Consider the following 12,071-nt stretch of genomic DNA (forward strand, 5'->3'; position numbering starts at 1 on the left):
AAGCAGTCACGGCATCACATTCTGTTAAACGTAAGTTTAGCCGATATACACAAACTCAACCTGACTTTATCGTTATCGATAGCACAGTGAACAAGACGCCATAACGTTACCGCTATGGCGTCTGCTTGTGCTTTGTAGTTATTACAGTTTCGCGCTTACCCAGCTTTCAACGCTGGCTAATGCCGCAGGAAGTGCCGCCGCATCCGTACCACCGGCTTGCGCCATGTCCGGACGACCGCCACCCTTGCCGCCCACCTGCTGAGCGACCATGCCAATCAGTTCCCCTGCTTTTACGCGGTCAGTCACATCCTTAGAGACGCCCGCAATCAGAGAAACCTTACCATCTGCCACTGTCGCCAGCACGATAACGGTAGAACCAAGCTGGTTCTTGAGATCGTCGACCATAGTACGCAGCATCTTAGGCTCAACGCCCGCCAGATCGCTGACCAGCAGTTTGACGCCCTTAATGTCTACAGCCTTGCTGGAGAGGTTTGCACTCTCCTGCGCCGCAGCCTGCTCTTTCAGCTGCTGCAGCTCTTTTTCCAGCTGACGCGTGCGATCCAGCGCAACGCGCACTTTCTCGCCCAGGTTCTGGCTATCGCCTTTCAGCAGCTGCGCGATGTCGTGCAGCTGATCGCTCTGCGCATGCAGGCTGGCAATCGCGCCTTCACCGGTCACCGCTTCAATACGACGCACGCCTGCCGCCGTTCCCGACTCGGAAACGATGCGGAACAGGCCGATGTCACCGGTGCGCGAGGCGTGTGTACCGCCGCACAGTTCGGTAGAGAAGTCGCCCATGCTCAGCACGCGAACACGTTCGTCATATTTCTCGCCAAACAGCGCCATCGCACCTTTTTTCTTCGCGTCTTCGAGATCCATGATGTGGGTCTCGATTGGCAGGTTACGACGGATCTGCGCGTTCACCAGATCTTCCACCGCGCGGATTTCAGACGGCTTCATCGCTTCAAAATGCGAGAAGTCGAAGCGCAGCACTTTGTCGTTAACCAGAGAACCTTTCTGTGCAACGTGGGTACCGAGTACGTCGCGCAGGGCAGCGTGCATCAGGTGGGTTGCAGAGTGGTTCAGACGAATGCGCGCGCGGCGAGCTTCATCAACGTTAGCCTGGACGCCCTCGCCCACTTTCAGAGAACCGGAAACCAGTTTGCCCTGGTGACCAATCGCCTGACCGTATTTCTGGGTGTCGGTCACGCTGAAGCTGAAACCATTGCCCTTCAGTTCGCCTTTATCGCCAACCTGGCCGCCGGATTCGGCGTAGAACGGCGTTTTGTCCAGAATGACTACGGCTTCCTGACCTGCGCTGATGCTGTCCACGGCTTTGCCGTCAACAAACAGGGCGGTCACTTTGCCGGTCAGTTCCAGCGCCTCATAACCTTTGAATTCAGACGCGCTATCAACGCGGATCATCGCGTTATAGTCTGCACCGAAACCGCTGGACTCGCGCGCACGACGGCGCTGCTCTTCCATCGCGGCTTCGAAGCCCGCTTCGTCAACTTTAATGTTACGCTCGCGGCAAACGTCCGCCGTCAGGTCAACCGGGAAGCCGTAGGTGTCGTACAGGCGGAAAGCGGTTTCGCCGTCCAGGGTGTCGCCCTTAAGCTTCGCCAGCTCTTCGTCCAGCAGCGCCAGACCGCGCTCCAGCGTACGGGCAAACTGCTCTTCTTCGGTTTTCAGAACTTGCTCAACCTGCGCCTGCTGGCGTTTCAGCTCGTCACCCGCTGACCCCATCACGCCAATCAGTGGCCCAACGAGTTTATAGAAGAAGGTGTCCTTCGCGCCCAGCATGTTGCCGTGACGAATAGCACGACGAATGATACGACGCAGCACGTAGCCACGGTTTTCATTCGACGGGATAACGCCGTCGGCAATCAGGAACGCGCAGGAACGAATGTGGTCTGCGATAACGCGCAGCGATTTGTTGTTCAGGTCGGTCGCGCCGGTCACTTCCGCAACGGCTTTGATCAGAGTGCTGAACAGGTCAATCTCATAGTTGGAGTTAACGTGCTGCAGTACCGCGGCAATACGCTCCAGACCCATACCGGTATCAACGGACGGCTTCGGCAGCGGCTCCATGGTACCGTCGGCCTGACGGTTGAACTGCATGAAGACGATATTCCAGATCTCAATGTAGCGATCGCCGTCTTCTTCCGGGCTGCCTGGAGGGCCACCCCAGATGTGGTCGCCGTGATCGTAGAAGATCTCGGTGCACGGACCGCAAGGACCGGTGTCACCCATCTGCCAGAAGTTGTCAGACGCGTATGGCGCGCCTTTGTTATCACCGATGCGAATAATACGCTCGCGCGGGATACCGACCTCTTTTTCCCAGATTTCGTAGGCTTCGTCATCGGTTTCATAGACGGTAACCCACAGACGCTCTTTCGGCAGGTTGAACCAGTTTTCACCGGTCAGCAGTTCCCACGCATACTGGATGGCATCGTGTTTGAAGTAGTCGCCGAAGCTGAAGTTACCCAGCATTTCGAAGAAGGTGTGGTGACGCGCGGTGTAACCGACGTTTTCCAGGTCGTTGTGTTTACCGCCCGCACGCACGCAACGCTGTGAGGTTGTGGCGCGGGAATAATTACGCTTGTCGAGACCAAGGAACACATCCTTGAACTGGTTCATCCCGGCGTTGGTAAACAGCAGAGTCGGATCGTTGTTCGGTACCAGGGAGCTGCTGGCAACAACCTGGTGTCCCTTACTATGGAAAAAATCGAGAAACGCCTGACGGATCTCAGCGGTGCTCTTGCTCATAATTATCCTGAAATCAAGCTAACGAAATGTCGTAGCCAGCCTGTATCGGTAAACCGTTGGACAGACCAGCTACTGGAAAAAGTGGGAATAAGATAAGTTTTCTTTAGTGGGAAGTAAAATCCCGCATGCGTTCAATCGGCAAAATTACGCCAGATATCCTGAATATCTTCCATCAGGAAGCCGCGGTAGAGCAAAAAGCGCTGGATTTTGACTTTTTCTGAAAATTCACGCGGCAGCGGTTCGCCGTACTTGCGAATCGCCTGCTCTTTTGCCAGCTCGCACCAGTCCGTATCGCATTCGCGCATCGCTTTTTCGATGGACTCCCGGGCCACCCCTTTCTGGTTCAGCTCCTGCCGGATGCGCGCAGGACCGTAGCCCTTGCGGCCGCGGCTGGCGAGAAAGCGGGAAGCAAAGCGATCGTCGTCCAGGTAATGATGCTCATAGCACCAGGCCACCACGCGGTCGTAGTCTTCCGCCGTGGCATCAATCTCTTCCGGCCCGTTTTTACTCATCACCGGAGCCGACAGCTTCCGCCGCAGCTCCTGCTCACTGTGGTCACGTACGGCCAGGATGCGCACCGCACGATCCAGCAAGCGCGCGTAGGCGGGTCGGCGTGATGTCGGTTCACTCATAAAAAACCTGTAGAATCAGAAATGCAAAAAGGGCCGCATCAGCAGCCCTTCATCTTTACACGAGAGACTTAAAAGTCTTCGTTGGTTTCTTCAGCATCCGCAGCATCGACTACGAAATCAGGTTTGGAGTCCTGGTTGTTCAGCAGAAGCTCGCGCACCTTCTTCTCAATCTCTTTCGCCGCAGCCGGGTTCTCTTTCAGCCAGGAGATAGCATTCGCTTTACCCTGACCAATCTTGTCACCGTTGTAGCTGTACCAGGCGCCCGCTTTTTCAATCAGCTTCTCTTTCACGCCCAGGTCAACCAGTTCACCGTAGAAGTTGATCCCTTCACCGTAGAGGATCTGGAACTCAGCCTGTTTGAACGGTGCAGCGATTTTGTTCTTCACCACCTTCACGCGGGTTTCGCTACCGACGACGTTTTCACCCTCTTTCACCGCACCGATACGGCGGATATCCAGACGGACAGACGCGTAGAATTTCAGGGCGTTACCACCGGTTGTGGTTTCCGGGTTACCGAACATCACACCAATTTTCATACGGATCTGGTTGATGAAGATCAGCAGCGTGTTGGACTGCTTCAGGTTACCGGCCAGCTTACGCATCGCCTGGCTCATCATACGTGCCGCGAGGCCCATGTGAGAGTCGCCGATTTCACCTTCGATTTCCGCTTTTGGCGTCAGTGCGGCAACGGAGTCAACAACGATAACGTCAACCGCACCGGAGCGCGCCAGCGCGTCACAAATTTCCAGCGCCTGCTCACCGGTGTCCGGCTGAGAACACAGCAGGTTGTCGATGTCCACGCCCAGCTTACGCGCATAAACAGGATCCAGCGCGTGTTCGGCATCGATGAACGCACAGGTTTTACCTTCGCGCTGTGCCGCAGCAATCACCTGCAGCGTCAGGGTAGTTTTACCGGAGGATTCTGGCCCGTAGATCTCTACGATACGGCCCATTGGCAGGCCGCCCGCGCCCAGCGCGATATCCAGAGAAAGCGAACCGGTGGAGATCGTTTCCACATCCATAGTACGGTCTTCACCCAGGCGCATGATGGAGCCTTTACCGAATTGCTTTTCGATCTGGCCCAGTGCTGCCGCCAACGCTTTCTGTTTGTTTTCGTCGATAGCCATTATTACTCCTGTCATGCCGGGAGAAGCGACTGTGCTTCACCGTGGATTTCTGTTCTGTTGGTGCAATTATACTGTATGGTCATACAGTATCAAGTGTTTTGTAGAAATTGTTGCCAGAGCGTTTTTAACGCATATTCCGTTGCCTGACGGCGCACGCTTTCGCGATCGCCGCTGAAGCACTCCCGGCGGGTGATCCCTTCCCCTTTAGACGTGGCAAACCCAAACCAGACGGTGCCAACAGGCTTCACGTCGCTGCCGCCGTCCGGCCCCGCGATACCGCTGATGGAAACGGCGTAATCTGCCCGCGCCTCTTTCAGCGCGCCAATGGCCATTTCAATGACAACCGGTTCACTGACCGCGCCATGCTGTTCCAGCGTGGCTTCGCGCACGCCAATCATCTGCGCCTTAGCTTCGTTACTGTAGGTCACAAAGCCGCGTTCAAACCAGGCGGAACTGCCGGCAATATCGGTAATCACTTTCGCCACCCAGCCGCCGGTGCAGGATTCCGCGGTGGTGATTGTCGCCCCACGCTGCTTAAGCGCCAGGCCAACGATCTCGCTAAGCTGCATCAATTCATGGTCAGTCATTCTCGCTCCAGGCATCAGAAAAACGTGCTGCACAAGATAGCACTTTCTCGTCAGATGTGGGGATGCGCTTCAGGTTTTACGAGGGGGCTTCAGAAAAAAGCCGGTGCAAACGCACCGGCCGTGGAAGAGGTTATTTCATGCTGTCGGCGAGCGTATTCACGTTGTGGCGGAACGCCTTGACGTAGGTGTCTGCCACGCCGCCTTTTGCCGACAAGGCCTCCGGGTAAAGTTCTCCCCCTGGCTGCGCGCCCGTCGCTGAGGCAATCTGCTTCACCAGACGCGGATCGAGCTGGTTTTCCATAAACCAGGTTTTTACGCCGTCGGCTTTGATCTGATTGATGATCTCAGCAACCTGCGCCGCGCTGGCCTCGCTCTCTGAAGAGAGTCCTTGAGGTGCCATGAAGGTTACGCCATAAGCGCGGCTGAAATAGCCGAAGGCGTCATGGCTGGTCAGCACCTTGCGCTTCGCCTGCGGGATCTGGCTAAACCGCGTTTTGGCCCAGCTATCCAGCTGGTTGAGCTGCGTGATATAGGGTTTACCGGAGGCTTCCAGCGCGGCTTTGTCCTGCGGATCGGCTTTCACCAGCCCGTTCAGAATATTTTGTGCATATAACGCCCCGTTCGCCGCGCTGTTCCACGCGTGCGGATCGGTCACGGTCTTTCCATCTTCCTCAAGCGTGTGCGTTTTCACGCCTGTTGAGGCGATGACCAGTTGCCCTTTGAACCCGGAGGCTTTCACCAGGCGGTCAAGCCAGCCCTCCAGCCCCAGACCGTTCACCACCACCACATCGGCCTTGCTCAGCGCCGCGCTGTCCTTCGGCGACGGTTCGAAGGTATGCGGATCGCCGTCCGGCCCCACCAGCGTCGTCACCTTCACATGATCGCCGCCCACCTCCTGGGTGATGTCCCCCAGTATCGAGAAGCTGGTGACCACATTCAGCGTTTTCGCCATCACGCCCTGCGACATCATCCCCAGCGCGAGCGCCACTGCCACTACTAGTCCTGTACGTTTCATCGTTTCCCCTTGCGTTAAAAATACGCCCGCAGACTGCCAGCGAGCCTGCTTCGCGTACCCAATAAAATGGAAATAAAGAACAGCGCGCTGGCGGTGAGCACAATGGATGGCCCGGCCGGGAGACTCATCGCCCAGGAGAGGCTCAACCCCAGCCATGCGCAGACAATACCGCTGATGCCCGCCATCAGGAGTAACGCCGGTAGCGTGCGTACCCAGCAGCATGCCGCCACGGCTGGCAGCATCATCAGACCGACGGCCATCAGCGTGCCGAGCACCTGAAAACCGGCCACCAGGTTAAGAACCAGCAGCGCCAGAAACAGTCCGTGCAGCAGGCCGGGCAGCCAGCGGGCGTTCACCTGTAGCCAGGCGGTGTCAAACGCTTCGGTAACCAGGCCGCGATAAAACATCGCCAGCACGATGAGAGTAAACATGCACACGCCTGTGACAAACAGCGCGGCGTCGTTGTCCACGGCGAGGATGGAGCCAAACAGCAGATGCAGCAGATCGACATTCGACCCACGAAGCGATACCAGCGTGACCCCCAGCGCCAGTGAGCCAAGATAAAATCCGGCAAAGCTGGCATCTTCCTTAAGCGGCGTGCGTCGGCTGACCAGACCGGCCAGCAGCGCCACGGTAATGCCCGCGACAAAACCGCCGATACTCATTGCCAGCAGCGACAGGCCGCTGAGCAGGTATCCCACGGCGACGCCCGGCAAAATAGCGTGAGAAAGGGCATCGCCCATCAGGCTCATCCGGCGCAGCTGGAGGAATACGCCGAGCGCGGTGGTGCTGATAGAAAGCGCCAGGCAAACCACCAGCGCGCGGCGCATAAAGCCGTACTCGATGAACGGCTGGAAGAATGTGTGCCAGATCATGCCACCCTCACCCGCTCGGTTTTCCACTGAGGCACGTCAGCATCCAGCCGCAACGTCTGCGGGAAGTGGCGCGACACGCGCTCGCTGTCGTGCAGTACCGCGAGCAGCGTTTGCCCCTGCATATACATCTCCAGCATCACATCCATCAGCACGTTACAGGTGGCTTCATCGATGCCGGTAAAGGGCTCGTCCAGCATCACCAGCGGCGCCTGCTGTACCAGGACGCGGGCAAACAGCATGCGCTGGAACTGGCCGCCGGAGAGCTCATCAATGGTGGATGATGCCATGGATGCCAGCCCGACCCGCTCAAGCGCGCTGGCAATACGCAACCGCGTTTCGCGACGAAACCCGGAAAGCAGCGAAATGCCCGGCCAGCAGCCCATGCTGACGACATCGCGCACGGTCAGCGGAAACTGCGCCTCCAGCGCGTGACGCTGTGCCAGCCAGCCAATCACCGGGCGCTTCCCCTGCCAGCGAAAACCGCCGCTTACGGGTGGGATAAAACCGGCGAGCGTTTTCAGCAGCGTGGATTTGCCGCAGCCGTTGGCCCCAACAATGGCGGTCATGCTGCCGCGTTCAATGACGCCCGAAAGCGCGCGCGTGACGGGCTGGTGGTCGTAACCCGCAACCAGTTCATTCATCACGATCATGGCAATGCCACCGCCCAGCGCACGGCCAGGCCGAGAAAGACGATAAGCACCAGCGCCAGCAAAAGCCGAACCGGCGCAGAAAGAGAGAAAAGGGACGTTGACATCTCGGCACCAATTTAAATGTTATAACATAACAATAATGAAAGGTGATTAGGATGTAAATGGCAGGTTTGAAAAGGGAGTGTGGCGAAATGTTTCTGCAAAACGCCCTCTCCCGGGGGAGAGGGCAACAGGCCGCACCGTGCGCGCAGCCATGCCGGGTGGCGGCGTTGCCTTACCCGGCCTACCCGTCGGGGTAACTTACTGACTAAACGGTGACGCCGCCGGCACGCGGGCCTGCGATACCGCCAGCCCCAGCTGCCACACGGCCATCGCATAGTGGGTGCTGTGGTTATAGCGGGTGATGGTGTAGAAGTTCGGCAGCCCGTACCAGTACTGATAGCCCGTTCCGACATCGAGACGCAGCAGACTCGCCTGCTGTGCATTGCCCAGCGGCTGCGTTGGCGTTAGGCCTGCCGCGGACAGCTGCGAAATGCTGTAGTTGGTTTTGAAGCCGTTTTCCAGCCCCGGCGCCTGACCGTTCGCCTGCACCGCCACCTGGCCACCCGGCACCCAGCCGTGCGCTTTGAAGTAGTTCGCCACGCTGCCGATGGCATCCACCGGATCCCACAGGTTGATATGGCCATCTCCGTTAAAGTCGACGGCATACTGCTTATAGGAGGACGGCATAAACTGGCCGTAGCCCATCGCGCCGGCAAACGACCCTTTCAGATCGAGCGGATCGTCCTGTTCGTTGCGCGCCATCAGCAGGAAGGTTTCCAGCTCGGAAGAGAAATACTCCGCGCGGCGCGGGTAGTTAAAGGAGAGCGTCGCCAGCGCATCCAGAATGCGGGTTTTGCCCATCACGCGGCCCCAGCGGGTTTCCACGCCGATAATTCCGACGATAATTTCAGGCGGCACGCCGTACACCTGCCACGCGCGGTTAAGCGCATCTTCATACTGATTCCAGAACGCCACGCCGTTTTGCACGTTGTCCGGGGTAATGAACTGTTTGCGATAGCGCAGCCACGCCCCGTTTGGCCCGCTCGGCACCTGGGCCGTCGGCGCCTGTCTGTCCATCAGGCGCAGCACGTAGTCCAGACGCTTGGCCTGAGACAAAATTTCGTGCAGCTGCTGTCTGTCAAAGCCGTGCTTGCTCACCATTTTATCGATGAACTGCTCGGCCGCCGGGTTATTCGCGAAGTCGCCGCCCATCTGCATCATATTGTGCTGCGGCTCCAGCAGGAATCCTCCGGAAGGCGCGCCCGCCGTTTGCTGAACGGCTTCGGTCTTAGGTTTGCTACTACAGGCAGACAGCAGAATAAGCGCAGGCAACAGCGCTGCATAACGACGCTTGAACATGAGACATCCATTTAACGGGTTCGATAAGAACCCAGTATGGTAAAGCATCCGCAACACCTCAAGGAAGCGGTACGCACCTCCCCAACGCAAATCCGTGCTTTTTTCCCCCGAAAATCATTCACCACGTCAATTATCTTTCAAGACAATCCATTTTTCTTTCATTGTGAGATCTAACTAACACTTTAAAACCTTTCAAAGTGATTATTATTAGCCACAGATAGACAAAAACAAACGCCCTACAGGAGAGAAGAATGATAGAAACCATCACCCACGGCGCCGAGTGGTTCATCGGGCTGTTTCAGAAAGGCGGAGAAGTGTTCACCGGCATGGTGACCGGGATCCTGCCCCTGCTGATCAGCCTGCTGGTGATCATGAACGCGCTGATTAACTTTATCGGCCAGCAGCGCATTGAGCGCTTCGCCCAGCGCTGCGCCGGAAACCCGCTGTCCCGCTACCTGATACTGCCCTTTATCGGCACCTTCGTGTTCTGCAACCCGATGACCTTAAGCCTCGGCCGCTTTATGCCAGAGAAGTACAAGCCGAGCTATTACGCCGCCGCCTCCTACAGCTGCCATTCCATGAACGGCCTGTTCCCGCACATCAACCCCGGCGAACTGTTTGTCTATCTCGGGATCGCCAGCGGCCTTACCACGCTTGGCCTGCCGCTCGGCCCGCTGGCGGTGAGCTACCTGCTGGTCGGTCTGGTGACCAACTTCTTCCGCGGCTGGGTGACCGACCTCACCACCGCTATTTTCGAGAAAAAAATGGGCATCCAGCTTGAACAGAAAGTCCATCTTTCAGGAGCAACAGCATGAACCGGATCCGCATTGAGAAAGGCACGGGCGGATGGGGTGGCCCGCTGGAATTTGACGCCACCGAAGGCAAAAAGATTGTGTACATCACCGCGGGCACGCGCCCGGCGATCGTCGACACGTTGCGCGATCTGACCGGCTGGGAAGCGGTCGACGGCTTCAAGGAAGGCGAACCGCCGGAAGCGGAAATTGGCGTGGCGGTGATCGACTGCGGCGGCACGCTGCGCTGCGGCATCTATCCGAAGCGCCGCATTCCGACGGTAAATATTCACTCCACCGGGAAATCCGGCCCGCTGGCGCAGTACATCCTCGAAGACATTTATGTCTCAGGCGTGAAGGAAGACAACATCACCCTGGTGAAGGGGACGTCTGCACCGCAAAAAGCGGCCCCGCGCGAGTACGACACCAGTAAGAAAATCACCGAGCAGAGCGATGGCCTGCTGGCAAAGGTCGGGATGGGGATGGGGTCCGCCGTGGCGGTGCTGTTCCAGTCCGGGCGCGACACCATCGACACGGTGCTGAAGACCATCCTGCCGTTTATGGCGTTCGTCTCGGCGCTGATCGGCATCATCATGGCCTCCGGCCTGGGCGACTGGATTGCCCACGGCCTCGCCCCGCTCGCCAGCCACCCGCTTGGGCTGGTGACGCTGGCGCTGATCTGCTCCTTCCCGCTGCTGTCGCCGTTTCTCGGCCCGGGCGCGGTGATTGCTCAGGTTATCGGCGTGCTGATTGGCGTGCAGATTGGTCTGGGGAACATTCCCCCGCACCTCGCCCTGCCCGCCCTGTTTGCCATTAACGCCCAGGCAGCGTGCGACTTCATCCCCGTGGGGCTGTCGCTGGCGGAAGCGCGCCAGGACACCGTGCGCGTGGGCGTGCCGTCCGTGCTGGTCAGCCGCTTCCTGACGGGGGCGCCGACGGTCCTGATTGCCTGGTTTGTCTCCGGCTTTATTTATCAATAAGAGGTTCCTGCCATGACCGTGATTTACCAGACCACCATTACCCGCATCGGCCAGAGCGCGGCGGATGCGCTGAGCGACCAGATGCTGATCACCTTTCGCGAAGGGGCGCCTGCGGATATCGAAGAGTTTTGCTTTATCCACTGCCACGGCGAGTTGAACGGTGAGCTGAAGGCCGGGAGCCAGCTGGAGCTGGGCGAGGCGCGCTATGCCGTGACCGCCGTAGGCGACGTCGCTGAACAAAACCTGCGCGAGCTGGGCCACATTACCCTGCGTTTCGACGGCCAGCCGCAGGCGGAATATCCCGGCACGGTTCACGTAGCGGGCCCGGTTCCGCAGGCCGTTACCCCAGGCTGCACGTTAAAATTTGTTGCGTAATTAAGGAGATAGACATGAGTCAGGTTGCCGTTGTCATTGGTGGGGGACAAACCTTAGGCGAGTTCCTCTGCCGTGGGCTTGCCGCTGAGGGTTACCGCGTGGCGGTAGTGGATATTCAGAGTGAAAAGGCCGCCCGCGTGGCGGACACCATCAACACCGAGTTTGGCGAAGGAATGGCGTACGGGTTTGGCGCCGACGCCACCAGCGAGCAGAGCGTGATGGCGCTCGCCCGCGGCGTGGACGACATTTTTGGGCGTACCGACCTGCTGGTTTACAGCGCCGGTATTGCGAAAGCGGCCTTTATCAGCGACTTCGAGCTGGGGGATTTTGACCGCTCGCTGCAGGTCAATCTGGTGGGCTATTTCCTCTGCGCCCGCGAGTTTTCCCGTCTGATGATCCGCGACGGCATTCAGGGGCGCATCATTCAGATCAACTCAAAATCGGGGAAGGTGGGCAGCAAGCACAATTCCGGCTACAGCGCGGCGAAGTTTGGCGGCGTGGGGCTGACGCAGTCTCTGGCGCTGGATCTGGCCGAATACGGCATTACCGTCCATTCGCTGATGCTGGGCAATCTGCTGAAATCGCCGATGTTCCAGTCCCTGCTGCCGCAGTACGCCACCAAGCTCGGTATTAAAGCGGAAGAAGTGGAGCAGTACTACATCGATAAAGTGCCGCTCAAGCGCGGGTGCGACTATCAGGACGTGCTGAACATGCTGCTGTTTTACGCCAGCCCGAAAGCCTCGTACTGCACCGGACAGTCGATTAACGTCACCGGTGGGCAGGTGATGTTCTGAGTTCATTCCCCGGTGGCGCTGCGCTTACCGGGGCTACAATCCCCGTAGGCCGGGTAAGGCGCAGCCGCCACCCGG

Annotated in this window: 12 protein-coding genes; 4 read left to right on the forward strand and 8 right to left on the reverse strand. The window is 58.2% G+C overall.

The window, feature by feature from the left end; translation table 11 throughout:
- Positions 1-141 precede the first annotated feature (141 nt).
- From alaS to mltB, 8 genes are all read right to left on the reverse strand, one after another.
- The gene (gene alaS / locus HMPREF3143_RS22730; protein WP_070534328.1) at positions 142-2,769 is read right to left on the reverse strand and encodes an alanine--tRNA ligase; all 2,628 of its coding nucleotides are present in this window, start codon (positions 2,767-2,769) and stop codon (positions 142-144) included.
- 131 nt (positions 2,770-2,900) lie between these two features.
- On the reverse strand, positions 2,901-3,401 hold the full coding sequence (gene recX, locus HMPREF3143_RS22735) for a recombination regulator RecX (RefSeq protein WP_021241953.1): 501 nt from the start codon (positions 3,399-3,401) through the stop codon (positions 2,901-2,903).
- A gap of 68 nt (positions 3,402-3,469) precedes the next feature.
- On the reverse strand, positions 3,470-4,528 hold the full coding sequence (gene recA, locus HMPREF3143_RS22740; protein ID WP_008499546.1) for a recombinase RecA: 1,059 nt from the start codon (positions 4,526-4,528) through the stop codon (positions 3,470-3,472).
- A gap of 89 nt (positions 4,529-4,617) precedes the next feature.
- Positions 4,618-5,115 carry a nicotinamide-nucleotide amidase gene (pncC, locus tag HMPREF3143_RS22745; RefSeq protein ID WP_070534329.1) on the reverse strand — a complete coding sequence of 166 codons (498 nt, stop codon included), beginning with the start codon at positions 5,113-5,115 and terminating at the stop codon, positions 4,618-4,620.
- A 130-nt stretch (positions 5,116-5,245) separates the two neighbouring features.
- A complete protein-coding gene (locus HMPREF3143_RS22750; RefSeq protein ID WP_046091876.1) occupies positions 5,246-6,130 on the reverse strand; it encodes a metal ABC transporter substrate-binding protein in 885 nt (294 codons plus the stop codon).
- A gap of 14 nt (positions 6,131-6,144) precedes the next feature.
- A complete protein-coding gene (locus tag HMPREF3143_RS22755; RefSeq protein ID WP_070534330.1) occupies positions 6,145-7,005 on the reverse strand; it encodes a metal ABC transporter permease in 861 nt (286 codons plus the stop codon).
- Positions 7,002-7,655: a metal ABC transporter ATP-binding protein gene (locus tag HMPREF3143_RS22760; RefSeq protein WP_070534331.1), complete on the reverse strand. Its 654-nt coding sequence runs from the start codon at positions 7,653-7,655 to the stop codon at positions 7,002-7,004. The genes HMPREF3143_RS22755 and HMPREF3143_RS22760 overlap by 4 nt, the downstream gene beginning before the upstream one ends.
- A 300-nt stretch (positions 7,656-7,955) precedes the next feature.
- Positions 7,956-9,056: a lytic murein transglycosylase B gene (mltB, locus tag HMPREF3143_RS22765; protein ID WP_008499552.1), complete on the reverse strand. Its 1,101-nt coding sequence runs from the start codon at positions 9,054-9,056 to the stop codon at positions 7,956-7,958.
- Between the two features lie 251 nt (positions 9,057-9,307).
- Between mltB and srlA the strand changes: the two genes are divergently transcribed.
- From srlA to srlD, 4 genes are read left to right on the forward strand one after another with little or no spacing between them, the layout of a single operon-like run.
- On the forward strand, positions 9,308-9,871 hold the full coding sequence (gene srlA, locus HMPREF3143_RS22770; protein ID WP_003862164.1) for a PTS glucitol/sorbitol transporter subunit IIC: 564 nt from the start codon (positions 9,308-9,310) through the stop codon (positions 9,869-9,871).
- A complete protein-coding gene (locus HMPREF3143_RS22775; protein WP_008499553.1) occupies positions 9,868-10,827 on the forward strand; it encodes a PTS glucitol/sorbitol transporter subunit IIB in 960 nt (319 codons plus the stop codon). The genes srlA and HMPREF3143_RS22775 overlap by 4 nt, the downstream gene beginning before the upstream one ends.
- A 12-nt stretch (positions 10,828-10,839) precedes the next feature.
- Positions 10,840-11,202 (forward strand): PTS glucitol/sorbitol transporter subunit IIA, encoded by a 363-nt coding sequence (gene srlB, locus HMPREF3143_RS22780; RefSeq protein WP_008499554.1) that lies wholly within the window; start codon positions 10,840-10,842, stop codon positions 11,200-11,202.
- 14 nt (positions 11,203-11,216) lie between these two features.
- Positions 11,217-11,996, forward strand: coding sequence for a sorbitol-6-phosphate dehydrogenase (srlD, locus tag HMPREF3143_RS22785; RefSeq protein WP_008499555.1), 780 nt, complete (start codon positions 11,217-11,219; stop codon positions 11,994-11,996).
- The last annotated feature ends 75 nt before the right edge of the window (positions 11,997-12,071 follow it).

Source organism: Enterobacter sp. HMSC16D10, assembly GCF_001807145.1.
GTDB lineage: Bacteria > Pseudomonadota > Gammaproteobacteria > Enterobacterales > Enterobacteriaceae > Enterobacter > Enterobacter roggenkampii.